This is a genomic window from Clostridium folliculivorans (genome assembly GCF_024341905.1).
GTDB classification, from domain to species: Bacteria; Bacillota; Clostridia; order Clostridiales; family Clostridiaceae; genus Clostridium_AR; species Clostridium_AR folliculivorans.
Window position 1 is genome coordinate 84,407 of record NZ_BQXY01000001.1, and the last position, 26,592, is coordinate 110,998.

Annotated in this window: 27 protein-coding genes and 1 riboswitch; of the genes, 21 read left to right on the forward strand and 6 right to left on the reverse strand. The window is 31.3% G+C overall.

Features of this window, described 5'->3' with window-relative positions; all coding sequences use genetic code 11:
- The first annotated feature begins 42 nt into the window (after positions 1 to 42).
- The 11 genes from OCU55_RS00410 (at position 43) to OCU55_RS00460 (ending at position 10,037) form a co-directional block, all read left to right on the forward strand.
- Positions 43 to 258 (forward strand): hypothetical protein, encoded by a 216-nt coding sequence (locus OCU55_RS00410; RefSeq protein ID WP_261850356.1) that lies wholly within the window; start codon positions 43 to 45, stop codon positions 256 to 258.
- 64 nt (positions 259 to 322) lie between these two features.
- On the forward strand, positions 323 to 1,939 hold the full coding sequence (locus OCU55_RS00415; RefSeq protein ID WP_261850357.1) for a spore germination protein: 1,617 nt from the start codon (positions 323 to 325) through the stop codon (positions 1,937 to 1,939).
- Positions 1,940 to 2,052: 113 nt separating this feature from the next.
- Positions 2,053 to 3,219, forward strand: a complete 1,167-nt coding sequence (locus OCU55_RS00420) for a Ger(x)C family spore germination protein (protein WP_261850358.1) — start codon at positions 2,053 to 2,055, stop codon at positions 3,217 to 3,219.
- A 24-nt stretch (positions 3,220 to 3,243) separates the two neighbouring features.
- A complete protein-coding gene (locus tag OCU55_RS00425; protein WP_261850359.1) occupies positions 3,244 to 3,459 on the forward strand; it encodes a hypothetical protein in 216 nt (71 codons plus the stop codon).
- Positions 3,460 to 3,616: 157 nt separating this feature from the next.
- On the forward strand, positions 3,617 to 4,699 hold the full coding sequence (locus OCU55_RS00430) for a GerAB/ArcD/ProY family transporter (RefSeq protein WP_261850360.1): 1,083 nt from the start codon (positions 3,617 to 3,619) through the stop codon (positions 4,697 to 4,699).
- Between the two features lie 81 nt (positions 4,700 to 4,780).
- Positions 4,781 to 4,882, forward strand: a riboswitch (TPP riboswitch).
- A gap of 132 nt (positions 4,883 to 5,014) precedes the next feature.
- Positions 5,015 to 6,313 carry a phosphomethylpyrimidine synthase ThiC gene (thiC, locus tag OCU55_RS00435; RefSeq protein WP_261850361.1) on the forward strand — a complete coding sequence of 433 codons (1,299 nt, stop codon included), beginning with the start codon at positions 5,015 to 5,017 and terminating at the stop codon, positions 6,311 to 6,313.
- A 237-nt stretch (positions 6,314 to 6,550) separates the two neighbouring features.
- Entirely contained in the window at positions 6,551 to 6,745 is a 195-nt protein-coding gene (gene thiS, locus OCU55_RS00440) for a sulfur carrier protein ThiS (RefSeq protein WP_261850362.1), read from the forward strand.
- A 1-nt stretch (position 6,746) separates the two neighbouring features.
- Complete coding sequence (gene thiF, locus OCU55_RS00445; RefSeq protein WP_261850363.1) at positions 6,747 to 7,550, forward strand: sulfur carrier protein ThiS adenylyltransferase ThiF; 804 nt, start codon at positions 6,747 to 6,749, stop codon at positions 7,548 to 7,550.
- The gene (locus OCU55_RS00450) at positions 7,550 to 8,314 is read left to right on the forward strand and encodes a thiazole synthase (RefSeq protein WP_261850364.1); all 765 of its coding nucleotides are present in this window, start codon (positions 7,550 to 7,552) and stop codon (positions 8,312 to 8,314) included. The genes thiF and OCU55_RS00450 overlap by 1 nt, the downstream gene beginning before the upstream one ends.
- Positions 8,315 to 8,326: 12 nt before the next feature.
- Positions 8,327 to 9,430, forward strand: a complete 1,104-nt coding sequence (thiH, locus tag OCU55_RS00455; RefSeq protein WP_261850365.1) for a 2-iminoacetate synthase ThiH — start codon at positions 8,327 to 8,329, stop codon at positions 9,428 to 9,430.
- Between the two features lie 4 nt (positions 9,431 to 9,434).
- A complete protein-coding gene (locus OCU55_RS00460; protein ID WP_261850366.1) occupies positions 9,435 to 10,037 on the forward strand; it encodes a thiamine phosphate synthase in 603 nt (200 codons plus the stop codon).
- Positions 10,038 to 10,385: 348 nt separating this feature from the next.
- Here the strand turns inward: OCU55_RS00460 and OCU55_RS00465 are convergent, their stop codons facing one another.
- The gene (locus OCU55_RS00465; protein ID WP_261850367.1) at positions 10,386 to 11,342 is read right to left on the reverse strand and encodes an IS1/IS1595 family N-terminal zinc-binding domain-containing protein; all 957 of its coding nucleotides are present in this window, start codon (positions 11,340 to 11,342) and stop codon (positions 10,386 to 10,388) included.
- Between the two features lie 136 nt (positions 11,343 to 11,478).
- Positions 11,479 to 12,360, reverse strand: coding sequence for a LysR family transcriptional regulator (locus tag OCU55_RS00470; RefSeq protein WP_261850368.1), 882 nt, complete (start codon positions 12,358 to 12,360; stop codon positions 11,479 to 11,481).
- Between the two features lie 327 nt (positions 12,361 to 12,687).
- Here OCU55_RS00470 and asd point away from each other — a divergent pair, with 327 nt between their 5' ends.
- A complete protein-coding gene (gene asd / locus OCU55_RS00475; protein ID WP_261850369.1) occupies positions 12,688 to 13,767 on the forward strand; it encodes an aspartate-semialdehyde dehydrogenase in 1,080 nt (359 codons plus the stop codon).
- 231 nt (positions 13,768 to 13,998) lie between these two features.
- On the opposite strand, the gene OCU55_RS00480 is transcribed toward asd, so the two are convergent.
- From OCU55_RS00480 to OCU55_RS00495, 4 genes are read right to left on the reverse strand one after another with little or no spacing between them, the layout of a single operon-like run.
- Entirely contained in the window at positions 13,999 to 15,096 is a 1,098-nt protein-coding gene (locus OCU55_RS00480; protein ID WP_261850370.1) for a GerAB/ArcD/ProY family transporter, read from the reverse strand.
- Between the two features lie 18 nt (positions 15,097 to 15,114).
- Entirely contained in the window at positions 15,115 to 15,324 is a 210-nt protein-coding gene (locus OCU55_RS00485) for a hypothetical protein (RefSeq protein WP_261850371.1), read from the reverse strand.
- 1 nt (position 15,325) lies between these two features.
- On the reverse strand, positions 15,326 to 16,471 hold the full coding sequence (locus tag OCU55_RS00490; protein WP_261850372.1) for a Ger(x)C family spore germination protein: 1,146 nt from the start codon (positions 16,469 to 16,471) through the stop codon (positions 15,326 to 15,328).
- 4 nt (positions 16,472 to 16,475) lie between these two features.
- Positions 16,476 to 17,993, reverse strand: coding sequence for a spore germination protein (locus tag OCU55_RS00495; protein ID WP_261850373.1), 1,518 nt, complete (start codon positions 17,991 to 17,993; stop codon positions 16,476 to 16,478).
- 330 nt (positions 17,994 to 18,323) lie between these two features.
- Between OCU55_RS00495 and OCU55_RS00500 the strand changes: the two genes are divergently transcribed.
- The 9 genes from OCU55_RS00500 to OCU55_RS00540 all read left to right on the forward strand — a co-directional run bounded on the left by OCU55_RS00500 (position 18,324) and on the right by OCU55_RS00540 (position 26,578).
- The gene (locus OCU55_RS00500) at positions 18,324 to 19,010 is read left to right on the forward strand and encodes an ABC transporter ATP-binding protein (protein WP_261850374.1); all 687 of its coding nucleotides are present in this window, start codon (positions 18,324 to 18,326) and stop codon (positions 19,008 to 19,010) included.
- Between the two features lie 24 nt (positions 19,011 to 19,034).
- Complete coding sequence (locus OCU55_RS00505; RefSeq protein ID WP_261850375.1) at positions 19,035 to 21,554, forward strand: ABC transporter permease; 2,520 nt, start codon at positions 19,035 to 19,037, stop codon at positions 21,552 to 21,554.
- Between the two features lie 52 nt (positions 21,555 to 21,606).
- Positions 21,607 to 21,990, forward strand: a complete 384-nt coding sequence (locus OCU55_RS00510; protein WP_261850376.1) for a hypothetical protein — start codon at positions 21,607 to 21,609, stop codon at positions 21,988 to 21,990.
- A 219-nt stretch (positions 21,991 to 22,209) separates the two neighbouring features.
- Entirely contained in the window at positions 22,210 to 22,341 is a 132-nt protein-coding gene (locus OCU55_RS00515) for a hypothetical protein (RefSeq protein ID WP_261850377.1), read from the forward strand.
- Positions 22,342 to 22,392: 51 nt separating this feature from the next.
- A complete protein-coding gene (locus OCU55_RS00520; protein ID WP_261850378.1) occupies positions 22,393 to 23,094 on the forward strand; it encodes a response regulator transcription factor in 702 nt (233 codons plus the stop codon).
- A 12-nt stretch (positions 23,095 to 23,106) separates the two neighbouring features.
- A complete protein-coding gene (locus OCU55_RS00525) occupies positions 23,107 to 24,354 on the forward strand; it encodes a HAMP domain-containing sensor histidine kinase (RefSeq protein WP_261850379.1) in 1,248 nt (415 codons plus the stop codon).
- A gap of 414 nt (positions 24,355 to 24,768) precedes the next feature.
- Positions 24,769 to 25,284 (forward strand): hypothetical protein, encoded by a 516-nt coding sequence (locus tag OCU55_RS00530; protein ID WP_261850380.1) that lies wholly within the window; start codon positions 24,769 to 24,771, stop codon positions 25,282 to 25,284.
- A 19-nt stretch (positions 25,285 to 25,303) separates the two neighbouring features.
- Positions 25,304 to 25,792: a flavodoxin family protein gene (locus OCU55_RS00535; RefSeq protein WP_261850381.1), complete on the forward strand. Its 489-nt coding sequence runs from the start codon at positions 25,304 to 25,306 to the stop codon at positions 25,790 to 25,792.
- Between the two features lie 177 nt (positions 25,793 to 25,969).
- Positions 25,970 to 26,578, forward strand: a complete 609-nt coding sequence (locus OCU55_RS00540; protein WP_261850382.1) for a DUF421 domain-containing protein — start codon at positions 25,970 to 25,972, stop codon at positions 26,576 to 26,578.
- The last annotated feature ends 14 nt before the right edge of the window (positions 26,579 to 26,592 follow it).

Genomic DNA, 26,592 nt, shown 5'->3' on the forward strand with positions numbered 1-26,592 from the left:
TTAGTTGTTAGGTTGCTATAAAATATAAGGGGATTTACTGTTATGACAGTGATTATGAACATCATAGATATTCTTAAGAAATTCTTTGAAGGTAGAGATTGGTATATAACCTTTTTTACATTAATGACATGGGTACTGTTATTAGTGATTATTATTTACACAGTTTGCCAGCTTATTCTCCTTATATTTAAGGTTAGATATAAGAATGAACAATTTATAAATGAAGTAAATAATGTTAAGAAAAGAAAAAATGCTTAGGTGGATATTATTAGATTAAAAAGGTTCGAAACAAAATAACAATTTGAACTATAGGAGCAAAAAAATGTTTAAATACATAGGTAGAAAACTGAAAAGTTTGTTGAGCAATCAGGAAAATATTAATTTTGAAGATCAAGGGAAAACATCAGAAAAAGTGGAAAACAATAACAAGGGTGGAGAAAGAATATCAAATAAATTAGAAGATAATATAAATAATTTTAAAAAAGTCTTTGGAGAAAGTTTAGATATTATTTATAGGTTGTTTTCCTTCGGTGAAAATGGAGAATTTAGTGCAGGACTTATATATGTTGAAGGGCTAAATGAAAACTTTGTTATAAATGAAACCATAATGAAAGTATTTATGTATGATAGCAGAATAGCAAATATTAAGAATATGCAAGCCAATATAGATTTTATAGAAAAAAATATGTTGTCAGTAGCTCATGCAAAGAGAACTAGTTTTAAGCAGGAAATAATAGATGCATGTTTATCAGGTGAAACTGTATTTATGCTAGACGGCTCAGAGGAAGCATTAATAATCCATTCAGAAGCCTGGGAAAGTCGTGGGGTGGAGGAAGCTAAGACAGAGGCTGTTGTAAGAGGTCCGAGAGAAGGGTTTTCAGAAAATATAGCTACTAATATGGCTTTAATAAGACGTAGGATAAAAAGTCCCAACTTAGTTTTTGAATCAATCAGGATAGGTAGACAAACAAGAACCAGCGTATGTATAGCTTATCTAAAAGATATAGCAGATCCTAAGTTGATACAGGAAATAAAGGAGAGACTTAACAAAATAAAAATAGATGCAATCTTAGAGTCTGGATATATAGAACAGCTAATAGAAGATAATCCTAAATCCATATTTCCAACTATAGGTAATTCCGAAAAATCCGACACTGCTGCAGCAAAAATATTAGAAGGGAGAGCTTGTATTTTAGTTGATGGCACACCGTTCGTATTAACTATGCCGATGCTATTTGTAGAAGCATTTCAAAGTGCAGAGGATTATTACTCTAGACCATATTTAGCTAGTATGATAAGAATGTTAAGGTATATGTGTTTTTTTATAAGTATATTTGCTCCAGTAACTTATGTTGTGCTTTCGACTTTCCATCAGGAACTAATACCTACCACACTTTTGTTTACTATTGCAGCTGGAAGAGAAGGAGTTCCCTTTCCTGCAGTTGTGGAAGCAGGACTCATGATAGTTACATTTGAAATTTTAAGAGAAGCAGGAGTTAGACTACCTAGGCCAGTGGGTCAGGCAGTAAGCATAGTTGGGGCGTTGGTAATAGGTGAAGCGGCTGTATCAGCTGGACTTGTAGGTGGATTATTAGTAATAGTTATAGCACTTACTGCTGTGTCAAGCTTCGTGATTCCGGTATATACAGATGTTATATCTATATTAAGAATAGTATTTTTAATATTAGGTGGGTCGCTTGGAATATTTGGGTTAGGAATTGGCGTACTCATAGTATTTGCACATGCTGTGTCTTTAAAGTCTTTTGGAGTACCTTATTTCTCTCCACTAGCTCCACTAGTTAAGGATGATATGAAGGATACACTAGTAAGGGCACCATTATGGAAAATGAACAAAAGACCTGCAGCAATTGGATGGAAAAATATTTTTAGACAAGATGAAGATATGAAGCCTGATTTTAATGATAAAGAGGAAAATTAAGTACTTAACTATGGCAGTTTTTTAGCTAAAGCTAGTCTCTGTAGATTTTTGGAATATGCAAAATCATGGTTGAGTCAGGAACTCTATAGTTGATGCAGAGGTGAAGTAAAGTTATGAAAAATATGAAAAGTATAATTATGTTGTTAATTTGTATCATTCTATCGTTAAGTCTTACTTCTTGTTGGAGTGCAGTGGAGTTAAACAAATTAGGTATAGTAACTGGAGTTGCACTTGATAAATCAAGCAAGGAAGAAGATTTAAATATTACAGCTCAGGTTGGAGTACCTAAACTTGAAAAGTCTAACTCAGGAGTGGGGGGGAAAGAGCAGTTTGTAAATATTAAGGAAAAGGGAAAAAATGTTTCAGATGCTCTTAAAAATATTAGTAGAGAATACAATAGAGTACTTTTTTTCGCACATAATCAAGTAGTTATATTCAATAAAGATTTAGCACAGCAAGGATTAAGTGAACAATTGGACTTTTTTTTAAGACAAAGAGAGATGAGACCTTTAACGTGGATGTTGGTAAGTGATGGGGAAGCTGCAAGCATTCTTGAGACACATACTAATACACAGGATGATCCAGGAATCAATATAGGTAAATTAATTAAAAACGAAAAAAATGTATCTCAACTTCCATTAATAAATTTTAAAGAATTTACGGCACGATTGATGAGTAAAACTACCTCTCCAGTGATACCAATAATACAGATGAAAACAGTTGATGAGAAAACAAAGGTGCCTTATATAGCAAGCACAGCTGTTTTCAAAAAAGACAAAATGATAGGTGAACTTAATGAAAGTGAATCTATGGGGCTATTATGGGGGATAAACAAGGTAAAGTATGGAACAATTACAGTGAATTCTCCAAATGGAAATGATAAAGTAGCGGTAAGGATAATAAGATCAAAGACACATGTAAAACCTAAGATAGAAGGCGAACATATATATATGAATATATATATTGATGCAGAAGGAGATATATTGGAACAAACTTCTTCAGAAGATTTGTCAATTCCCAAAATTATTAAAGTTATTGAGGAAAATGAAAACTTATATATTGGAAATCAAGTTTTGTCTACCTGGAGTAAAGCTAAAGAGATGAATGCAGATGTATTTGGATTTGGAGATCTAATATATAAATATAAACCAAAGAAGTGGAAATCAATTGAGAATAAGTGGGATAATGAGTTTCAGAAAATAACTGTTAATGTGGAGGTAAATGCAAAGATAAGAAGAATGGGTAAAATAACAAAACCACCTACTTATCAAGGCAAATAGAAGGATATTTTGTGAGGTGAAGATATGCTTTGGATAATAATTTCTTTCGTGATTATAATACTTATAGAAATTCCAGAACTGCTCAAAAAGAGACAGCTTAAAGAATTGATGACCTTTTTAATTTTTACTTCAATAGCCTTTATATTAAGCATTTTTTATGTTTTAAGAATACCTATTTTCAATCCAGTAGATTTTTTGCAATATATAATTAAGGATTTACTTCATTTAAACTATATATAAATAGAGTTTGCATACTAAAGCTTTTACATATTGTATTAAAAGACATTATGATTAGAGGTCACACCTTAATTTCTGATATATTATAAAAGGTTTAGCAAGAATCACTAATCATAACAAGATAAACATGTTTCAAACTATAATGGGAGAAGTGCTGATTATGAAGATAGAAAAGGGCATGATATCAAGTTCAGAGTTAATGTTTCTGATAATAGCCTTACTTCAAGGGTCTACGCTCACTGCAACTTTTATAAGTGGAGTCACTAAGCAAGATACTTGGGTAGTAGTTGTGGTAAGTTTTTTTATACTATGCTTTTTGCTACAAGTTTATTTGAATTTAGCTCAGTGCTTTCCAGAGAAAAATATAATAGAGATAAATGATATTACATATGGAGCATATCTTGGGAAATTTGTATCAATTATTTACATATATCATTTTTGGTTTATAGTAGCTGCAAACTTAAGATTTATTGCTGATTTTTTCTCAACTTTTCTTATGCAGGAAACAGATATTATTGTCTTTATAGTGCCAATAAGTATCACTTGTATATATGTAATTAGAAAAGGAATAGAGGTTGTGGCGAGAATGGCACCATTTTTTACTATTTTTACAATAGTAGCAGCCATTATAATAGCTGTCATGCTTTTTAGTCAATATGATATTAAAAATATGTTACCTATGTTTCAACTTAATTCAATGCAGTTTTTACAGGGAGTAAATGTAATAACTGTAATACCATTTGGAGAACTTTTAATCTTTCTCATGATATTTCCAAGTGTAGGAGATAAAGAAAATATAAAGAAATATTCTTTTAAAGGAATGATAATAGGTGTAGTATTTTTCCTAATGATTATTGTTAGAAATACACTAGCCTTAGGAATAGTAGGTGAATTTGAGATTCAGTCTTCATTTCAAGTAGCAAAGCTTATAGATATAGCTGATATTATCAGCAGGCTAGAATCTTTAATAGCAGTTGTATTATTATTTAATGTATTTATGAAAATCGCAATATTCTGCTATGGAACCGTATTAAGTATAGCTCAAATTCTTAAACTTAAAACCTACAAGCATATAGTTTCGCCTATAGTTATTATTAGTATAATATTTTCGATTACTATGTACGAATCACCAGTAAATCAATCTTATACTGCTGCAAATATATATCCAGTTTATGCTTGGATTCCGGAAATAGTATTTCCTATAATATCACTTATAATAGCTAAACTTAGAAATTTGAAGTAATAAATAATCAATACCCAATTTACAAATAAGGATAATAGAGGTATAATCGTGATGTAAAACTAATAAAAATTAAATATACCAGATATTTGCTGGGGGTGCCGTAAGGCTGAGAGGGATAGTTTATCCTAACTCCATGAACCTGATATGGTTAGAACCATCGTAGGGAAGCAAGGGCTTTATTCGTATTTAAGCTTGCTTTTTGCAAGTTTTTTTATTTGGATAAATATGCTGTTAAGCAGTCTTTTGTATTTCTTACAAATGGCTGCTTTTTTGTTTTCTTTATTAAAAAAATTATATTTAAGGAGAGATTATTGTATGAATTACACAACACAAATGGACGCCGCTAAGAAAGGAATTATAACTAAGGAGATGGAAGTAGTTGCAGAAAAGGAAAAACTAGATATAGAAGTTTTAAGAGGACTTATTGCGGAAGGAAAAGTGGTTATTCCTGCGAACAAGAATCATAAATCTTTAAGTGCTGAAGGAGTCGGACAAGGACTTCGTACAAAAATAAATGTAAATCTAGGGATTTCAAAGGATTGTTGTGATCTGGATGTTGAACTAGAAAAAGTGAGAACTGCGCTAAATATGAAAGCTGAAGCGATAATGGACTTATCTAACTATGGGAAAACTGAACACCTAAGAAAAAAGATTGTGGATATGTCTACTGCAATGCTTGGAACAGTTCCTATGTATGATGCTATAGGTTTCTATGATAAAGATCTTAAGGATATAACTGTGGATGAATTTTTTAGAGTAGTGGAAAAACATGGAGAAGATGGAGTAGATTTTGTAACGATTCATGCAGGACTAAACAAAGAAACTGCTAAGATAGTAAAAAATAATCCTAGACTTACCAATATAGTTTCAAGAGGAGGTTCATTGCTTTTTGCATGGATGGAACTTAACAAAGCTGAAAATCCATTTTATGAGTATTACGATAGGCTTTTAGGTATTTGCGAAAAATATGATATTACAATTTCTTTAGGAGATGCTTGTAGACCAGGATCTATAAAGGATGCTACTGATCCAGCACAAATAAAGGAACTAATTACTTTAGGTGAACTAACAAAGAGAGCTTGGGAAAGAAATGTTCAAGTTATGATTGAGGGGCCAGGACATATGCCTATAAATGAAATACAAGCCAACATGCTATTAGAAAAAAAACTATGTCATGGAGCTCCTTTCTATGTACTTGGACCTTTAGTAACAGATGTAGCACCAGGTTATGATCATATAACTTCGGCTATAGGTGGTGCAATTGCAGCTTCAAGTGGTGCAGACTTCTTGTGCTATGTTACACCTGCTGAACATTTAAGACTTCCAACCCTAGAAGATATGAAGGAAGGAATAATAGCAGCAAAGATAGCAGCTCATGCGGGAGATATTGCAAAAGGAGTAAAAGGTGCAATGGACTGGGACAACGAAATGAGTATGGCAAGAGCAGATTTAGATTGGGAAAGAATGTTTGAGCTTTCTATTGATGAGGAAAAAGCGAGAAGATATAGAAAAGAATCCTCACCTGAAAATCCGGACAGCTGTACAATGTGTGGAAAGATGTGTTCTATGAGAACCATGAAAAAGATACTAAATAATGAGGATTTGAATATTTAGAAGAAATAGACTTCTTAATGATGAACATCGTAATATTTAAAATGGCTACAACCGTTGATATTGCTATATATTTATATAATTTTATAATTTTATAATCATATGATTTTATAAATAAAAGAATTTATAAATATAAAAAGTTATAAATAAAAGAAGTTATAAATATTTAATTAAAGCTATGGAACATGAGATTTACGGAATTTTTAAAATATATAACTTAATATTTAGGAGGTGTGATTAATGATATTAAATGGAGAAAAGAAAGAGTTTAAAGCAACCATAACAGTAGCAGAGCTTTTAGATGAGCTAAAGATAAATTCAGATAAAGTTGTTGTAGAAGTTGATAGAGTAATTCTTGATAAGAATGAATACGCAGTCAAAAAATTAAGTTCTGAATCTGAGGTGGAGTTAATAAGGTTTGTGGGAGGCGGCTAAAATGAAGATATATGTAAATGAGGTCCTTAGGGAAGTTGCAGAGGATAGTACAGCTTACTCTATAAGAGAAGTCTTTAAGGCAGATGCAGATATATTGATATATAACTCCTTTCCCTTAAAACAAGACATAGAAATTAAGGAATTTGATAAGATTGTTTTAATAAAAAGAGGAGAGATGCCTTCTAAGGAAGAGCTAGAGGCTCTTATGGTAGCAAGACATACCCCTTTCGTTCATGAAGAGCTTAAAAAAGCTAAGGTTGGTATTGCTGGACTTGGAGGTCTTGGTTCAAATGCAGCGGTATCCTTAGCAAGAATGGGAATAGGAAAGCTTTTGCTTATTGATTATGACATAGTTGAACCAAGCAATTTAAATAGACAATATTATTTTGTAAGACATATTGGTATGAAAAAAACTGAAGCTATGAAGGATGTAATAAGTGATTGCAATCCTTTCGTTGAAGTTGAGGTAAGGGACATGAAACTTGATGAAAATAATATAAAAGATGTATTCAAAGATGTAGATATAATAATCGAAGCTTTTGATGATCCCACTGCAAAGGCAACTATAGTCAGAACGGTGTTAAGTTCAATGAAGGACAAAAAGGTTATAGCAGCTTCTGGTGTTTCAGGATTTTATAGCAGCAATTCTATTATAACTAGAAAATTAAAGGATAATCTGTACATGATAGGAGATATGGAAACGGAAGCGGCAATAGGCTGCGGGCTTATGGCTTCAAGAGTTGCAGTTGCAGCTAATCATGAAGCAAATGCTGCGGTAAGAATTATTTTAGGGGAGGAAATATAATGGGAGATTTATTAAATATAGGTGGAGTAGAGCTTAAAAGCAGACTTTTTGTAGGTACTGGAAAGTATGGTTCAAATAAAATAATACCAGATATAATAAAAGCTAGTGGAACTCAAGTTGTTACTGCTGCTTTAAGAAGAGTTAATTTTAGTGACGAAGAAGAGAATATACTAAGTTATATAAAAGACTGTGTTATAATGCCTAACACTTCAGGTGCGAGAAATGCTGAAGAGGCTATAAGACTTGCAAGAATAGCAAAAGCTGCAGGCTGTGGCAACTGGGTTAAGATTGAGATCATGTCAGATAATAAGTATCTTCTTCCAGATAACTATGAAACAATAAAGGCTACAGAAGTTCTAGCAAAAGAAGGTTTTATTGTACTTCCATATATGAATCCAGATATTATGGATGCCAGAAGAATGGTAAATGCAGGAGCAGCTGCTGTAATGCCTCTTGGAGCACCTATCGGAAGTAACAGAGGAATCAGAACAAAGGAAATGATACAAATACTTATAGATGAAATAAAAGTTCCAATCGTAGTGGATGCAGGGATAGGCAAACCATCAGATGCTGCAGAAGCCATGGAAATGGGAGCTGAAGCTGTGCTTATAAATACTGCACTTGCTACAGCAGGAGATCCAGTACTTATGGCTGAAGCTTTTAAACTTGCAGTTGAAGGTGGAAGAAAAGGATATTTAGCTAAGCTAGGTGCTGAGAGATTTAAGGCTGAAGCGTCATCGCCATTAACTGGATTTTTAAGATAGGAAGTGGAATAAATGAGTTTTTATGATATAGCTAAGGAAGTACAAGATTATAAATTTGATGGTTTCCTTAACAACGTAACAGAAGATAGAATAATGAATATACTTAAAAAAGATAGAATAAGTAAAGAAGATTTTTTATGCTTACTATCACCGGTGGCAGAAAAGTTTTTAGAGACTATGGCGCAAAAAGCACATAATCTGACTATGAGCAATTTTGGAAAATCAGTAGTTCTGTATACTCCACTATATATTTCTAACTACTGTGTTAATAGATGTGCTTACTGCAGCTATAATTTAAATAATAATATAAATAGACAAAAACTCACTATGGATGAAATAGAGAAGGAATGCAAGATTATATATGAAAGTGGACTTAGGCATGTTATTCTTCTTACTGGTGAGTCTAGATTTCATAGCCCGGTATCTTACATAAAAGATGCTGTTAAGATAATGAAAAAGTATTTTAACTCAATAGCAATAGAGATATATCCTTTAGATGAAGATGAGTATAGAGAACTTGTAGAAGCTGGAGTAGATGCACTTACCATATATCAAGAAACTTATAATATGGAGGTTTATGATAAGATACACCTTGGAGGCCCTAAAAAGGATTATAAATTTAGACTTGAAACACCAGAGAGAGCTTGCAAGGCGGGCATAAGAGGAATTGGCGTTGGTGCATTATATGGACTTACTGATTGGAGAAAGGAAGCATATCTTTCGGGACTACATGCAAAATATATTGAAGATAATTTTCCTCATATGGAGATGAATATCTCTATTCCAAGAATAAGACCTCATGCAGGAAGCTTCACTGACTTACATGAAATCAGCGATAGAAACTTAGTTCAGATAATGCTTGCTTCTAAGCTATTCCTTCCTAGAGCTGGTATAAATATGACAACTAGAGAAAGTGCAGAGTTTAGAGATAATCTTATTCCATTAGGAGTAACAAAGATGTCTGCTGGAGTATCCACGGAAATAGGAGGACATACAAAGGAAAAGGAAAACAAAGGCGATGGACAGTTTGAAATCTCTGATACAAGGACGGTAGAAGAGATAAAAATCATGCTTTCATCAAAAGGCTACTGTGCTGTTTTGAAGGATTGGGAATAAATTTATGGATAAAGGAATTTATGTAGTTACTAATAGAAGATTGATTAAAGACGGAACCCTTCCAGAAATAGCTGAAAGCAGCGTAAAAGGGGGAGCAACAGCAATAATACTACGTGAAAAAGATTTGGATGACTATAGTCTCATGAATCTTGCAATTAAAGTAAAGGAAAAGTTAATTAGCAGTAAAGCATTATTTATAATTAACGGAAACTATAAAGTAGCAAAAGATGTTGATGCTGATGGGGTGCATTTAAGCTTTAATATGTTTATGAATTTTGAGGAAGAGTTTGATGGCCTTTTAGGTGTTTCAATACATTCTCTTGAAGAGGCTATATTAGCTGAGCAAAAGGGGGCAAGCTATTTAATAGCTGGTCATATATTTGAAACTTCTTGTAAGGAAAGCATGAAAGGAAGAGGAGTAGATTTTTTAAAGAAAATATGTGAAAGTGTAAAAATACCTGTGATAGCCATTGGTGGAATAAGTGAATATAATATAAATCATATAATGAAGTGTGGTGCCTATGGAGCTGCAATTATGTCGTCTGTAATGCAAAGCGAAGATCCAGAAAATTATATATGTAAATTGAGACATAAGTTAGATTTATAGATTTATAGACTTTATAAATACCTTTAAAAGCATTCTCATAATGGGTTTGAAGGTATTTATATTTATGTAAAGTACATTAGTATATGTATTAAATTAATGTTGATGATTAGGACAAGCTTTTTAGCATACTGTGCAATATTTATAATGTATATTCTAGTTAAGTTAATTAATCAATTTAATTAATCAATTTAATTAAAGTATAATTACTTCAATACTTTTGCGAATAAACCTATTAGACCTTATATATATAAGATTAATGTATGGTGAGTAGCACGTTTTTGAAAATGGGATTCTGTCCGAACTTTTGAATCTTTAAAACCAGTATAATCGGAATATTGAATATAAAAATTAATACATTTTGTTGCTGATCAACCTAATCCTATCAGTGTTAATGAATTTGTTCTTTGCTAATGAATAATTAGATAAAATATCCCTATAATTCAAATTTTCATCTATATTTAGAAGTATAAAGTAGCGAAGATATCTTTGTAGATATTTTGTAGCTACCCCATGAAAGGTACAAAGTAAGGATCTGAGATTTGGTCTGAAACATTTTATTCTTAGGTCAACGGGTTCTTGGTGCATGTGAGTTTTATTGTATAATTTTTTTAACTTATTATGCCTCCTTGCGAGGGCTTTCAAATAAGAATTTTGATATGCAATTATATACGAATCTTTATCTATTTCTGTGTAGACTTTTTCATTGAAAGTACGCATATTACAGTTATTTTTAAAAACTGGTTTGGCAAACATATAGTTATCTGATCCAGTTGCTGCAACAATCCAAATACTATCTCTTGAGCCAAACTTATCTTTTAAATTCAAGTTGTCACTTAAACAGGCCTCTTCAATGTTGCTTTTTAAATTTCTACTGCCTTTAAAGTTTTCTTTAACGGAGGCTGTTCCGATATGAATTGTTCCTTTTAAGTTTTTAAGTTTATCAGTATCTAATGTTAGACTGTGCAGTATTTTGTGCCTCCAATAGAAGGCTGTTACCAAGCTTATACCGAGCTTTTTTGCACAAAATCTCAAAGATTTGGTTTCTACTAATAAGTCCATAAAATTTAACCATGTACTTGCATCTTTTTTTGAATAACTCCATAATGAGTTGGTTGTTTTGGAGAAGGTTCTTCTACAATCCTTACATATATATCTTTGTATTCCATTATAAAATCCATATTTAACATGGTTTTCTGAACTACATGCAGGACAATAATTTACTGACCTTGTTTTGTAGAAATCTTTTTTAGAGATTTGGTTTTTGGATAAACCTAATTTTTTTAGTTTTGTACGTTGTTTTATCAATTAGAGCACCTCATCAAAGAAATATTTAAATAGTAGTTATTATCTAAATACTTGCCATTTTACTGAGGTGCTAATCATTATCAACATTTATTTTATACATATTATTATAGGTTTAACATAGTATTAGGATCTTAGGCTACATCATTTCTTTTGATAATTTTAAGAAGGCTTTTAAAGCAGGAGAAAGCCATTTATCTTTATGATAAAGAACCTGAGATACTATTCCAAAATCAGGACCAGCCCAATTTAATGAAACTAATCTTCCTTGATTCAATTCTTCCTCTACAGCTACCTTTGGTAAAAGTGTTATTCCTAATCCGCTCATAGTAAATTGCTTTATAGCTTGAACACTTCCGGTTTCTAAAACTACATTTGCTTTTAGATTATAGCTGTTTAGTATGTTTTCAAATACAGCTCTATAACTGCAGCCTAGTTCAGTTAATATAAGAGATTCTTTTGCGATATCTTCTGGCAGAATTTCAGCCTTTTCTAATAGAGGATGTCCGGGAGCTGTTAAAAGAAGCATTGGCTCATCGAAGGATACTTCAGTTATAAAATCATTAGCTTCTATCCTAGTTCCTAAAGAAAAAGCAACATCAATAAAGTTGTCACGAAGAAAATGTCTAAAGTCGGTGCAGTTTCCAAACTTCATAGATACTTCTACATTAGGATAAAGTCTTCTGTACTCCTTTAATATTTCTGGTAGTCTAAGTACGCATAGAGACTCAGCAGCACCTATAGTGAGTACTCCGCTTGGAACATCTTCACTGGTCAAAACATTTTTTATCTCCGAGGAAAGTTTAAGCATCTGTTTGGCATAAGGTAGTAGTTTTTTTCCTTGATGTGTTAAGGTTATATTTTTTCCTATTCTTTCGAAAAGTTTTACACCAAGTTCACTTTCTAAAAGTTTTATTTGGGTAGTTATAGTAGATTGGGCATAGCCTAAGGAATGAGCAGCTTGAGTAAAGCTTTGTAATTTACATATAGTAATAAAGGAATTGAGCTGTTTTAAATCCATAATATCATCTCCATTCAAGTATATAATATATTTTCTATTTTTTAATTATAGAGTTGTCTATTTATACCATAAGCATAAGATAATAATGAAGTATAAAATATAATATGGTATTATCAAAAAAAATGAACATATCAATCAAAACTTTCAATTTTACTAATGCATATGGTCATGATAACATATATTTAGATAAAACCGTATAGTTAATGATAAATAAATAGAGGTTGGAATTCAGTATATTTGAAGAAAAAGATAATAGTCAGTTTATCTATAGGAATGGTTTCATATTTGAATGTAAAAACAGAATAATTTAAATTAGGAGTGAATGATATGAGTGATAAGCTAAGAGTAGGACTTATAGGTGGAACTGGAATGGTTGGACAGAGATTGACAATTCTTCTGGAGAATCATCCGTGGTTTGAAGTTAAAGTTATAGCTGCCAGTGGTAGGTCAGCTGGGTTAACTTATGAAGAAGCAGTTAAGGATAGATGGAAGATGACAAGACCTATTCCTGAAAACTTAAAAAGTATTATTATAAAGGATGGAGCAGCTGTAGAAGAAATATCTAAAGAGGTAGATTTTGTTTTCTGTGCTGTTTCTCTTAATAAAGATAGAACAAAGGAACTTGAAGAATTGTATGCAAAGCATGAAGTTCCAGTTGTTTCATGTAATTCAGCCAACAGAATGGTAGAAGATGTTCCGATGGTTATTCCAGAAGTAAATGGAGATCACATCGAAATAATCAATAGCCAAAGAAAAAGACTGGGGACTAACAAAGGATTTATAGCAGTAAAACCTAACTGTTCAATTCAAAGCTATGTACCAGCAATAAGTGCTTTATCTGAATTTAAGCCTAAGAGCATATTAGCATGTACCTACCAAGCAATTTCAGGAGCAGGAAAAAACTTTGAAGATTGGCCAGAAATGTTGGATAATGTTATTCCTTATATAGGCGGAGAAGAAGAAAAGAGTGAAAATGAACCGCTAAAAATATGGGGTGAAGTCAAGGGAGATAAGATAGAAGATGTTAAGCAGCCAATAATCACAACTCAATGTATTAGAGTACCAGTTAGTGATGGTCATTTAGCAGCTGTGTTTGTAAGCTTTGAAAATAAACCATCCAAAGAAGATATAATAAGGTTATGGGAAAACTTTAATATACCAGAATCAGTTGAAAGTCTTCCAAGCGCTCCTAAAAAGTTTCTTAAATATTTTGAGGAAGCTGATAGACCACAAACAAAACTTGATAGAAACTTTGAGAATGGAATGGGAATAACAATGGGGAGGCTTAGAGAAGACAAAGTGTACGATTATAAATTTGTTTGTCTTTCTCATAATACCTTGAGAGGCGCAGCTGGTGGGGCAGTGTTAATTGCAGAACTTTTAAAAGCTCAAGGATATTTATACTAAGAAATAAATTTATATGCTAATTAAATCTAGTGTTATAGACTTAATTTACGAGTTTTTTAATTTAGGCGCTGTTAAAGCATCGTATTGAAATTGATTGGTTAATCATCCAACGCTTTAATGAGCTTACGCAAAGAATTAATATAAAAAGAATATAAAAAGTTTGAGTGATGGAAATATAATGAAGATATAGATGTTTAGCCTAGGAGGTGGTTCTCTTAGGCTAAATTTGTATTAGTTACAGGAAATATGCTTTAATTTTTTCATCTTAAAGTGTGCAAATAGTAACGTAATAACAGGTATTATAACTTGAAAAGGAAATGCGTAGTATTTATAAATAGTTATTGCCCAATATTGCATTTCCATAGTACTGTCATAAATAGTATAGGCTAAGTAGCTCATCAATAATCCGGTTTGAATTATTAGGGATTTATAATCTTTAAGGTTAAAAAGTTTACTAATTCCGTTGCTAACAGCTATTAGGCAAAAACTAACCTTTATGAATATTGCGCTTACGAAAACTATTGCTACTGAAACTTCCATACGTTGAAGAAAGTCTCCTAAATGTATCCTGCTTATAGCAACATATGAAGGAAAGTATAGGAGATTTAATGTACTTGGACCTAATACCATTATATTTCTCATTGATATATATACAATGAAGACTGAAGCTATGACAACACCTTTAATGAGCACCTTATAGGAAGAATTTCTTTTTTCTAAGCACGAAAAAACTCCTGTAAAAACAATTACCTCAGCAAAGGGAAATGAAAAAGCTGAAAAGGTACCATTTAAGAAATCACTAGTTTTCATACTAAAAAAAGGTTTTAAATAATGAAATCTCATTTGGGGTATTGATAAGCTTGCAATTATAAACACAAAAAGTAGGCAAATTATTAAAAGGATTCTTGAACTTCTTGCCATCACTTCTACTCCATGAGTTGAACTCCATATACATAATAATGACAGACACATTATGGTTACTATCATTGGTGTTTCTGGCAAAGCAAGAGTATTCATGAATTCTGCAAAGTTACGTATAACCAAGGCTCCTAAGTGGAAAAAGTACCATATATATAAGACACAAAAAAGTTTGCCTATATACTTTCCATATAATATTACGAATATATCAAATATATCTTTTTTAGGAAATAGAGCTAAGAGCCTACAATATACTAGCAAAAGAGGTATCACTAAAATAGTTGCTGCTATAATAGCAATCCAGCTACCATTTTTTGCTTCTCCAGCTGCACCAAGTATCATAGTACTACCAAATACAAATAGAATAACTGTACTAAGAGCGAGCTTATCACAAACAACTTCATTTTCCATAAGTCACCACCTGTATAATTATTTTTGTAACATAAACTTAAAAATGTTTTCTATTGGCTTAGCAGGGCTAAAGATATCTATTTTAAGGGCTAGTGATACAGCTATGATAAAAGATAAAATACACATTAAGCTGCTTATATAAAAATCTTTTTTTAGCCCTTGCTTAAATAGATTAACTTGATCTACTAAAACAATTACTATATAAAACAAAATAACTACTATTAACATATTAATCACCTATTTCTAGCGGCTTAGAGGTAGTAGCACTATTTCTTATCTTAATTTTAGAAGTAACTGACACTGGTACATCTTTAAACTTATCGCTCCAAGAGGTGGATAACTTTTTCCATGTCTTTGGCATATCTTCACGTACTTTAGTTCCAAAACCAAATATATCACTGCCATATTCTTCTTGAACTTTCTTTATAGAGCTATATATTGAGTTTTGAAGAACCAAAGAAGCATTTCTTTCTATTTCCTTTCTCTGTTCCTCTTTATAAAATTCAATTAAAGGTTGGTCTTCGGCGAGAGCTACTACAGTTTCTGTCATAATATTAATATTAAGAGAATCACCTTTTAAAAAAGGTTTGATTTTAGTTTTACTTTGGAATATTTCTAATGTAAGTGGTTTTTGATTTTCGGTATATACTAGCAAAAGACCACCTTTGATTTTATTAAGGGCGAAAAGTAAATACTTAGTTTCAGTTCCTTCAATTATTCCGATTAAAGTATCTTTTTTGAATACAGCGATTCCATCTATACTTGGAGTTGGTTTCCCAGATTGTCTGTTTAAGATGACTCTTGGAACAGTAGCGCTTTTCCCTTGCTGTATTAAGCTATCAGCAAAATCCCAAAGGTCAAGTATAGGAGCTCTAGAGGCAAGTTTTTGATTTCTTAATTGATTGGCTAGTTCTAATGACATAATCTTCCCAGAGTTTGGTGAAGCAGTAATTACTTCTTTAGCTGTTTTTTCAGTAGAAACTAATAGATACATATCTGATCTAGTTTCTGCGTCTCTAATGAACCAGTCAATAATATCTCCAAGCCCCTCTCTTGCTAAAGAAGTACTGACTATTATGCACTTAGCATGGCTCCAGTAAAGCTTTCTATCAGAAATTGTAATCATGTTTCGTGCTATATCAAAAATAGAATCACCAGTGAGAGTTATATATCTTGGGACTGATTTTGAATCTTTACCGCTTTCAATATCGATAATTTCAGCTGTCATTTCATATTTTTTATTATCTTGACTCTTATCAATTGATACTCCAGCAACTATGGCCATACTTTCTATCTCTCTATAGTTCCAACAGCCTGTTAGATTAACAGTAATAATTAATATTAGTAGTAGTGAAATAGACTTTAAAAGTTTCATTGTATCACCTATTTTTCCCTTTAATACGACCTTTTACAGAAATTTTGTAATTGTGTAGGCTTAGATACCACCAAGGAGCTCTTATAGGTGAATCTGTTATAGATTCAGAGCTGAAAGATCCTACTGTATTCATGTAATTGACTCCAAAGGAGCGTAAACTCATGAGATAGACAATGAAGCCTATTACACCAAAGAGATAACCATAGATGCCTAAGAAAGCAGATAAAATAAGGAATATAAATCTTAAAAATATGGTAGCGCCAACTATTTTTATATTTAATAATCCTACAATTCCAGTTATAGCTACGATTATAACCATGGGAGCACTGACAAGCCTAGCGTCAACAGCTGCTTGACCTAATACTAACGCCCCAACTATACTTATGGCTTCACCTAAATCAGATGGAAGTCTTGTTCCAGCTTCTCTTAAAACCTCAAAACTAAATATCATTAATATAGCTTCCAAAATTGTTGGCAGTGGCACATTTTCTCTGGCTGCATATATACTAAGCAATAGATTAGTAGGTATCATTTCCTGGTTATATGTTACAATGGAAATATATAGTGCCGGAACACTTACTGTAAATATAAAACCAATTATTCTTATAATTCGATTGAAAGACATAAAGAGGTAATTGTTGTAATAGTCTTCACCAGTCTGAAAATACTCAACGAATAAAAAAGGGACAGTTAGTGCAAAAGGAGTTCCGTCAACTAATATAGCTATCCGTCCTTCAAGAATTTTTCCAACCACAACATCAGGTCTTTCTGTGCTCCCAACAGTTTCAAAAGGAGATAGGGGAGCATCCTGTATCATTTCCTGAATATATTCAGAATCAATTAAACTGTCAATATTGATTTGATCTAGCCTAGTAATCAACTCATTTAATATTTTGTCTTGGACCTTACCTTCCATATAACATAAACATATATTTGTATTGGTTTCTTCACCTATTCGTCTAAATTGGAATTTTAAATTGGTACTTTTAGCTCTTCTTCTTATTAAAGATAAATTAATCATTAGAGATTCTGTAAATCCTTCCTTTGAGCCCCTAAGAGCCTTTTCAGATGTAGGTTCATCTATGGCTCTAACTTTAAAATCCTTTGAATCAATTATAAGAGCAGATGAGGAGTGGTCTACTATAAGAATAGTATCACCACCTATAATACAATTTATAATTTCAGATATATCATTAGATTCTTTTACATCACTAGAAGGCAGAATTTGATTCAGTAGTTTATAAAATATATTCTCTGGATTATCTTTTGAAAGATCAGCGTTCAAAATAGGTCTTATAATATTCTTACTTATATAATCATTGCTTACCATTCCGTCAATAAAGATAGTAGAGCATCTTATACTGTTTTGGTATTGATTTTGGATATTTCTTATCCTCAATGTATCATCTTTTGCAAAGATTTCTTTAAACAATGCAATATTTGAGTCAAGTGAAGTTGAGAGTTTTTTGTTATATTCAGCTTTTGATTGAGTTTGATTTTTTGAAGTATCATTTGTATCCAATAATGTGACCCTCCTTCCAAGGTTCACTCTATGTAATCTTAATATTCTTCCGTAAATATGATAAACATGGGAATCAACGCTATGGGTGTAAAAATATATAACTATTGTTTCTATATATGTTTTTATTTATTCACATTAAAGGCGATATGTAATGAGTGCAATATAACTAATTTAAGTGATGGACGATATAACAACTTTTATCTTACAGTTCTGTAAGGTACAGAGCTATTTTGTAAGTGTACTGATATAGAGTAGAACACTAATAATGGATATAATTAGAACATGATAAGTGATGATGATTTATAAAAAAGTTAAGGGAGAGATTCATAAATGGAAATATTGAAGGTTGAAAGTTTAAATAAAACTTATGGTAAAGGAGATAACATAGTTCAAGCTCTAAAAGATGTGAGTTTATCTATAAACAAAGGTGAATTTGTAGCTATAGTAGGGGCTTCAGGTTCAGGAAAGAGTACACTTTTACATCTTTTAGGTGGATTAGATACACCAACTAGTGGAAAGGTAATTATAGATGGAGAAAGCATCTATAATTATAAAGAAGAAAGGCTTGCAATTTTTAGAAGAAGAAAGATAGGTTTTATATTTCAATTTTTTAATCTAATTCCTGTGTTAGATGTAGAGGAGAATATTTCCTTGCCAGCACTTTTAGATAACGAAAAAGTTGATGAGAGATATTTAAATGAAATAATTGAGATTTTAGGGCTAATAGATAGAAAAGGACACTTGCCTTCAGAACTTTCTGGAGGTCAGCAGCAAAGAGTGTCTATTGGAAGAGCTCTTTTAAATAAACCTTCAATAATACTCGCTGATGAACCTACAGGAAATCTTGATAGTAAGAATTCTAAAGAGGTTATAGAGCTTTTAAGATTTACTGCGAGAAAATACAATCAGACTTTGATACTTATAACTCATGATGTAAATATAGCAACTATGGCAGATAGGGTTATAACTATTGAAGATGGAATGATAATTTCTGATAAAACCTTGAAAAGCAGATAAGAGTAGAATAGAGGGGGAAAAGTTATGATAAGTAGCTATAAAGAAATAACTGGACGATATTTAAAGGCCAATAAAAAGAGAGCTTTGCTGACTATAATAGGAATAGTCTTATCAGTAGCATTAATTTCAACTATTGGGTTATTTTTTAAAGGAATGCAACAGGTTGAACTAGATAATGCCAGAGATGACTATGGCTCTTTCCATGTTATGTATAAAGATACCACTGATAAGGTGTTTGAACAGGTTGTGAACAATCCTAAGGTGGGCAAGTACGGATATTATAAAGTAGATGGAGAGATAAAATTAAATGATAATATAATTGCAGATAAATTAGTAACTACAAACAAAGCACTAGATTTACTACCATTTAAGATTAAAGAAGGAAGAATGCCTAATAATGAACAGGAGATTGCTGTTGAAAGATGGGCGGTAAGCTATATATCAAAGTCCATAACAGTTGGTGACAAAATAAAACTTGCTGATAAAGATTATACTCTTGTAGGAATACTTGAAGATAGTTCTTCTACTCAAGAAGGAAATAAAGCAAGAATAATTACAAAGAATGATAATTTATCTAAAGGAGATTCAACACTTTTAGTGCAGGTTAAATCAGGTATAAATCTTAGAAAAGCAATTAACGAGCTCACAAAAATAGGAGATGAGAAAAAGGTTTTAGAAAATGGACCTGTTTTGAGGCTTGAAGGCGCTGGTACAAAAGGCGATGGGTTAGATGGGTTATGGTCAGCTGTATTTATAATAGTTTCTATTGTAGTGATTTGTACAGTGGCAGTTATATATAACTCTTTTCAAATTGGTGTTGTTGAAAGAATGAAGGAATTTGGTCTTTTAAGAGCAGTAGGAACTACACCTAAGCAGATAAGGTTCATAGTACTTAAGGAAGCCACTATACTTGCTTTTATAGCAGTACCGATTGGGTTAATATTTGGATTAATAGCTATAACTATACTATCTATTGTATTTAAACTTATAGGTAGTGACTCTGTAGTAGCTACGAAGCTAGTAATAAGCCCTATGGTTCTGATATCTAGCTTTATAGTTGGGATTATATCTGTTTATCTATCAGCTCTGCTACCAGCCATATTTGCGGGAAGAATATCTCCGCTTTTAGCTATAAGCAGTAGAAATTCAATAACAAAAGGAAAGATAAAAAAGACTGAGAATAGAATAATTAAAAAGCTTTTTGGCTTTGAAGGTTCTATGGCGGCTAAGAATATAAAGAGAAATAGAAAAAGATATAGAATAACCGTATTTTCTATAGTTATAAGCATAGTGCTTTTTATAACCTTTAGTTCCTTTATGGACATGACGCTAACTGTAACTAATGAGCCAAATGAATCAAGAGATATACATTTTACAGTCAATAACAATGATTATGATGAAAATAAAACTAATACTAGTCTAAATGCTATGGCTGAAGAGGTTAAAAAATTAAGCTCTGTAAAGGAAGTCTATAATAGTTACAGATATTATTATTTTAGTGCAGCAATCGATAATAACAAGGAATTAAAAGAAGTAAAGAATATTGGAAATGTATATAAAAGTGTAAATTATAATGGCAAGGAACAAACTCTAATAACTTCTACAGTTCAGCCTTTTGATGATAAATCTCTAGAAGCATCAAAGAAATACTTAGTTGAAGGAAGCATAGATAAGGCTAAACTAGAAAAGGAAAATGGAGTAATCCTAATAAAGAAGGATAAAATATTAAATCAAGCAACTAAGAAAAAATATTTAGGACCTATAGCAAATATTAAGGTTGGAGATGAAATTCCAATTCAGTATGATGAAATAGATAAAGATTCAACCAATTCTGAGGCAGATGAAAAGCCAAAGGAATTTGGAAAAGGAAAAGTAATAACCGTTAAGGTTATGGGAATAGTATCAACTGATCCTTTTGATAATAGTGGGGCATCAAATGGGCTAAAGCTTATTACAACCGAGGCACTTACTAAAAAGATTATGGAGAAGGATAAGCTTGAACCAAACTCTCTATTAATAAAAATAAAAGATATAAATGCAGATAAAACTGCAGGGGAACAAATAGAGAGCTTTACTAAATCTAATAATTCACTTTACGTATACAATCAAATAGATGGAAACAGGAGAGAGAAAGCAAGTGCGCTAATGATACAAATATTGATATATGGATTCATTACCGTAATTTCTCTTATAAGTTCAGTAAATATAATCAATACAATAACTACAAATATAATTTTAAGAAAGAGAGAGTTTGCAGCACTTAAATCTATAGGGCTTACTCAAAAGGGACTTAAAAAGATGATTGTGCTAGAAGGTATTTTGTATGCCGTAGCAGGAACTATATATGGCTCTATAATAGGTTGTGGATTGTCATATTTATTGTATAAGTCTATTTCAGATGTGAGAGAGTTTGCATGGAAAGTGCCTATTGGTGCTATGATTATATCATTTATTGCATCATTAATAATTGGATATTTATCAGTTCTTTCACCGCTTTCTAGAATAAAGAAAACAAATCTTATTGAGGCAATAAGAGAAGAATAAACAAAGAATATATTTCTTTATATTAATAATTAGCAAGAGCTAGGAGATGTCTATGAATAAGAAGATTAAAGTTGGATTAGGTATAGCTTTTGTACTATTACTAGTGATTATTGATATTATAAAGTTTACTAGTGTATACAAAATAGATATTAGTAATAAAGCCGATAGAACTGTTAACAATCTAGAGTTAAGGTATAAAGTAAATGGAACTATAAAAAATATATCACAGTTAGAACCTAGAAGGTTTTGGGAATATAAAATTGATACTAGTGAATTAAATGGAGAGGATCAAATACTTTTAACTTATAAAGATAAGACGGGGAAGTACTATGAAAAATACCTAGTAGGATATTTAGAAAAGGGGTATAGAGGAAACATTAGTGTAACGATAAATGATATTGATGATAACGGAAAACTAGAGCTTCGTATTGAGTGAAGGAAATTTAATTATAGGAGTTTGTCTTACAGATCTGTAAGACAAACTCTTTTTCTGTAAGCCCTCATTTATGGAGTAGTAGGTTTGGTAAAGATATAATTAATACATAGATAAGATTTAGTAAAAAGTTTCTTTGAAAATGTAAATTTTATTACGGAATGGTACCTCTATAGAAAAAATAAAAATAGTGAAAATTTTAATAACAAAGGAGAAGTTATCATGAATAAGTTTATGGAAATAGTTAAAGTAGTATATTTATGTATAGGATTAATGTTTTTAGCAAAAGAAGTAATTAATAATAGTAATGAAAATTTAAATGAAGATTTGCAGAATTATGGTGTTTCTATATAATTATATGTAAGAATTAGCAATAAATTTATATTATTTAGTGAGGTGCATAGAATGGCAACTACGCTTCTGCTAGTAGAAGATGATCAGTCATTAGCTCTAGGAATAGAATTTACTCTTAAGGATGAAGGTTATGAAGTGCTTAGAGCTTCAACTTTAGGGGAAGGAAGAAACATTTTTAAAAGTAAGAATATAGATCTTATAATACTCGATGTAAACTTGCCAGATGGAAGTGGCTATGATCTATGTAAAGAGATAAGAGAAGACAGTGAGGTTCCAATTATGTTTTTAACGGCATTGGATGAGGAAGTAAACGTGGTTTTAGGGCTTGAAATAGGTGGAGATGATTATATAACAAAGCCTTTTAGAGTAAGAGAACTGTTATCAAGAGTTAAGGTTTTACTGAGAAGAACGATTAAGAATCAATCTATTGCCAACAGATTAAAGAGTGGAGATATAATAGTTAATACTTCTAGTGCCACTGTTAGTAAAGGTGATAAAGATATAATTCTTACAGCTCAAGAATATAAACTTCTATTAATTTTCTTAAATAAACATGGAGTTCTAATGAAGAGAGATGAGATATTAGAGCAATTGATAGAAGGATCAGAAGTTTTCTTCGATGAAAATACATTAGCAGTTTATATAAAGAGAATAAGAGAAAAGATAGAGGACGATCCAAAACAACCAGAATACATAGTCACTCAGAGAGGGCTTGGGTATAAGTGGAATAAGGAAGTTGATAGTTTAGTTTAGGGAGAATTTAATATGAAAAAATATTTTGCAAATCCTGAGCTTAAATTGAGCTCAGTTATTCTTTTTTTATTGACAACAATGTTTTTATTTATTACTTTATTTGCTTTAAAAATCTACAATAATAATCTAAAGGATGATTATATAAAAAGTGTTGGGGCTATCACTGCTAGAGTTATAGAGAAAGACCCATCTTTAGAAAAAGAACTTATTCCCCTTATAACAAAGGAAGCGAATAAAGAACAAAGAGAAAAAGGAGCTGAACTCATAAAAAAGTATGGTCTTACAGAAAGCTTAGACAATGAACTTTTTCCTTATATAAATGATGTTAGCAAGAAAAATAATTACACTATAATATTGATATTTTTATTTATAACTCTTATATTTTTAACACTCAATTACATACAGTACTCTTTTTTTTACAAGAGAATAAGAAGATTGTCTTTAGGAGCTAAAAAGGTTATAGAAGGGGAGTATGAGATAAATATAAATGAGAATAAAGAGGGAGATTTTTCAAAACTTGCAGTGTCGTTTAATTCGATGAAAGATATTATAAGAAATAATATAACAGAGCTTGAGAAAGAAAAACAGTTTTTAGTCGACTTACTTTCTGATATATCTCATCAATTAAAGACGCCTCTTTCGTCAATGATGGTTTATAATGACATACTTTTGAGTAAGGAATTATCAAAAGAGCAAAGAGAGACCTTTTTGGTAAACAACGCTAATCAGTTAGATAGAATGAGCTGGCTTATACAGAGTATGCTAAAGCTTGCAAAACTTGATGCAAAGGCAATACAGTTTGATAAGATAACGGAAAGTCTTATTGAAACTATAAGTGAATCAATCAATGCTCTAGAGAGTAAAGCTGGAGAAGCTGGAGTAAAGATAAACTTCCAAGATGAACAAGAGATGGTTCTTTTCCATGATAGGCTATGGATTGAAGAGGCAATAATAAATATAGTGAAGAACGGTATTGAGCATACAGATAGGGGAGGAAAGATTGACATTACCTTAGAAGAAAATCCATTATATAAAAGAGTGGTTATAGAAGATAATGGAGAGGGTATAAATGAAGAAGACTTGCCAAATATATTTAAGAGATTTTATAAGGCGAAAAATTCAAAGAAGAGCGATTCTGTTGGCATTGGGCTAGCGCTTTCAAAATCTATAATAGAATCACATAATGGGATCATAGAGGCCAAGAGTAAAGTTGGAGTTGGGACAAAGTTTATAATAACTTTCCATAAATACAATCTGTGATATTTATGTTATAGACTTAGTAAATCTATGTAGATAGTACTTTTCTATTTAATATTTCTAAAAAGAATTATTTAGTTTAAGCTAAAAGTTTCTGCTTGGAATTATGTACAAAAACCTTATATTTTTTATGGAAATTATATTAAAAAGTTAATAATAATTAACATATTATTAGCACAAAAGATATAATTTATTAATAATTATTGTTTATAATAATATTATAGGATTTAGAAATGAATAAGTTAGCAAAATGCCATTAACAAAAGAGCGTTTAATGTTATTGATCCCCTAATAAATAGCAGCTAGATTACCCCAATCTAGTTGCTTTTTAAAATATTAAAGATGTAAAGGATTTTATTCGAAATGTATCTACGAAATAGCTCACCTTCAATTAAATAATAAAAGTGGAGAGGGAATATGAGAAAACCATCTAAAAGTATTTCTGTTATCTTATTTATTATGTTAGTTTTTTTTTCGTTTCAAATTATTAGTGTATACCAATACTTTTCTAGTGTAAGATCTACTCTAAAGAATAACTTCAGCATAGATGTGCCGAAACCAAAACATGAAATTAAAGTGATGTCTGATATACAGAGGATGCCGGCAGAAGGAAGAGCATATTCAGTTTTAGAATATGATGAAGATAACACTAAAAAACTAAAGGATTTTAGTAAGTGGAAGCTAGTTGATAAAGAAAGTAAAGGCGAAGTAAATGAGTTTGTAGATAAGTTTAGAGATTGTCTATCAGTTAATAATAATGAAAAAGCTGGGTTTAATAAATATATTCCACAAGTACAAGAGAAGACTTTATACTATTTTAAACCAAATAAAAATGATTACGCAATTTTACTGTTCAATGAAGACGAAAAGAGAATATATGTGTTAGAATATATTGATAGATTTGAGAAATATAGTATAAGTTTTAAAAATTAGACTATGGGAGTTGTTATAAATGAGGTCTTTAGTAATTTTTTATTCTCTAGAAGGTGATACTAAATTTATTGCAGAAACTATTAGCAAGGAATTAGATGGAGATATAGCTGAGATAAAACCAGTTAAACAAATACCTACAGGTGGATTTAGAAAATACTTGTGGGGAGGAAAGCAGGTTATGTTTAAGGATAAACCGGATATTGAGCCGATAAATGAAGATTTATCTAAATATGATCTCATAGTTCTTGGAACGCCAGTATGGGCAAGTAGATTTGCACCTGTGTTTAATACATTTTTAGAGAAACATAAAATAAAAAATAAAAGCATCGCTTTGTTTTGTTGCCATAGTGGAGGACGAGAGGGTAAGACTTTTGAAGATTTCAAAGAAAAGCTAAAAGGAAATGATTTTTTAGGGGAGATGGCTTTTGAGGACCCTCTAAAGAAAGATAAAGAAGATAGTTTATTAAAAGCAAAACAATGGATAAGAACTATAAAAGAAAGTTTATAATAAAAGGACCCTAAGCATTACTTTGAATGTAAGGTATGTTGGGGTTTTTATTATGTAATCTATTATAAGATCATTGGAAAGTGTAATAAAATAAATGCATGATGTTTTTGAAAATGACAATAATAAATTATATTATCTATATATTTTATTTGGAGTTTTCAAAAGGAGATTAATTATATGGAAGCAGTGTTGATCTTTAAAGCAATTGTAGTTTTTATTGGTGGCACTTTAGTTTTAAAACTAGGAGGAAGAAAGTCTATATCTCAAATGACAATAGCACAAACTGTTGTTATGATTGGAATGGGAGAACTAATCATTCAACCATTGGCAGATAAAAGCTTAGTAAGAACTTTCGTATCGGCCTTTATGCTTGTATTTTCAATGATATTTATAGAATATTTAGAGTTAAAGTTTGATTTTATGGAAAAGTTATTTTCAGGAAAATCAGTTATAGTAATTGAAAATGGGCAACTAAATATTGAAAATATGAAAAAGTTAAGACTTACAGTGGATAGACTTGAAACTAGGTTACGACAAATAGGGGTTCAATCAATTGCTGAAGTGAAATATGCTACTATAGAAGTTAGTGGACAAATTGGGTATGAACTTAAAGACGATAAGAAACCTCTAACTAAAGGAGAATTCATGGATTTGCTTGGAATAATACCGCAACTTAAAGATATTGTTGCAAATTACAAAAGTAATGAAGGAAAAGCGAATTCTTCAGATATATTTAGCGAAATTAAAGGTGTTACCTCAAAGCAAAATGAAGATTATCTTAAGTAAGAAGTAAAAAAATA

Coding starts and splice junctions, on each gene's coding strand:
- OCU55_RS00500 (WP_261850374.1), top strand. CDS start 18,324: ATGGAAATATTGAAGGTTGAAAGTTTAAATAAAACTTATGGTAAAGGA.
- thiC (WP_261850361.1), top strand. CDS start 5,015: ATGAATTACACAACACAAATGGACGCCGCTAAGAAAGGAATTATAACT.
- OCU55_RS00505 (WP_261850375.1), top strand. CDS start 19,035: ATGATAAGTAGCTATAAAGAAATAACTGGACGATATTTAAAGGCCAAT.
- OCU55_RS00425 (WP_261850359.1), top strand. CDS start 3,244: ATGCTTTGGATAATAATTTCTTTCGTGATTATAATACTTATAGAAATT.
- OCU55_RS00530 (WP_261850380.1), top strand. CDS start 24,769: ATGAGAAAACCATCTAAAAGTATTTCTGTTATCTTATTTATTATGTTA.
- OCU55_RS00410 (WP_261850356.1), top strand. CDS start 43: ATGACAGTGATTATGAACATCATAGATATTCTTAAGAAATTCTTTGAA.
- OCU55_RS00415 (WP_261850357.1), top strand. CDS start 323: ATGTTTAAATACATAGGTAGAAAACTGAAAAGTTTGTTGAGCAATCAG.
- OCU55_RS00510 (WP_261850376.1), top strand. CDS start 21,607: ATGAATAAGAAGATTAAAGTTGGATTAGGTATAGCTTTTGTACTATTA.
- OCU55_RS00460 (WP_261850366.1), top strand. CDS start 9,435: ATGGATAAAGGAATTTATGTAGTTACTAATAGAAGATTGATTAAAGAC.
- OCU55_RS00450 (WP_261850364.1), top strand. CDS start 7,550: ATGGGAGATTTATTAAATATAGGTGGAGTAGAGCTTAAAAGCAGACTT.
- OCU55_RS00480 (WP_261850370.1), bottom strand. CDS start 15,096: ATGGAAAATGAAGTTGTTTGTGATAAGCTCGCTCTTAGTACAGTTATT.
- thiF (WP_261850363.1), top strand. CDS start 6,747: ATGAAGATATATGTAAATGAGGTCCTTAGGGAAGTTGCAGAGGATAGT.
- OCU55_RS00525 (WP_261850379.1), top strand. CDS start 23,107: ATGAAAAAATATTTTGCAAATCCTGAGCTTAAATTGAGCTCAGTTATT.
- OCU55_RS00520 (WP_261850378.1), top strand. CDS start 22,393: ATGGCAACTACGCTTCTGCTAGTAGAAGATGATCAGTCATTAGCTCTA.
- OCU55_RS00540 (WP_261850382.1), top strand. CDS start 25,970: ATGGAAGCAGTGTTGATCTTTAAAGCAATTGTAGTTTTTATTGGTGGC.
- asd (WP_261850369.1), top strand. CDS start 12,688: ATGAGTGATAAGCTAAGAGTAGGACTTATAGGTGGAACTGGAATGGTT.
- OCU55_RS00430 (WP_261850360.1), top strand. CDS start 3,617: ATGAAGATAGAAAAGGGCATGATATCAAGTTCAGAGTTAATGTTTCTG.
- OCU55_RS00470 (WP_261850368.1), bottom strand. CDS start 12,360: ATGGATTTAAAACAGCTCAATTCCTTTATTACTATATGTAAATTACAA.
- OCU55_RS00490 (WP_261850372.1), bottom strand. CDS start 16,471: ATGAAACTTTTAAAGTCTATTTCACTACTACTAATATTAATTATTACT.
- thiS (WP_261850362.1), top strand. CDS start 6,551: ATGATATTAAATGGAGAAAAGAAAGAGTTTAAAGCAACCATAACAGTA.
- OCU55_RS00535 (WP_261850381.1), top strand. CDS start 25,304: ATGAGGTCTTTAGTAATTTTTTATTCTCTAGAAGGTGATACTAAATTT.
- OCU55_RS00420 (WP_261850358.1), top strand. CDS start 2,053: ATGAAAAATATGAAAAGTATAATTATGTTGTTAATTTGTATCATTCTA.
- OCU55_RS00485 (WP_261850371.1), bottom strand. CDS start 15,324: ATGTTAATAGTAGTTATTTTGTTTTATATAGTAATTGTTTTAGTAGAT.
- OCU55_RS00515 (WP_261850377.1), top strand. CDS start 22,210: ATGAATAAGTTTATGGAAATAGTTAAAGTAGTATATTTATGTATAGGA.
- thiH (WP_261850365.1), top strand. CDS start 8,327: ATGAGTTTTTATGATATAGCTAAGGAAGTACAAGATTATAAATTTGAT.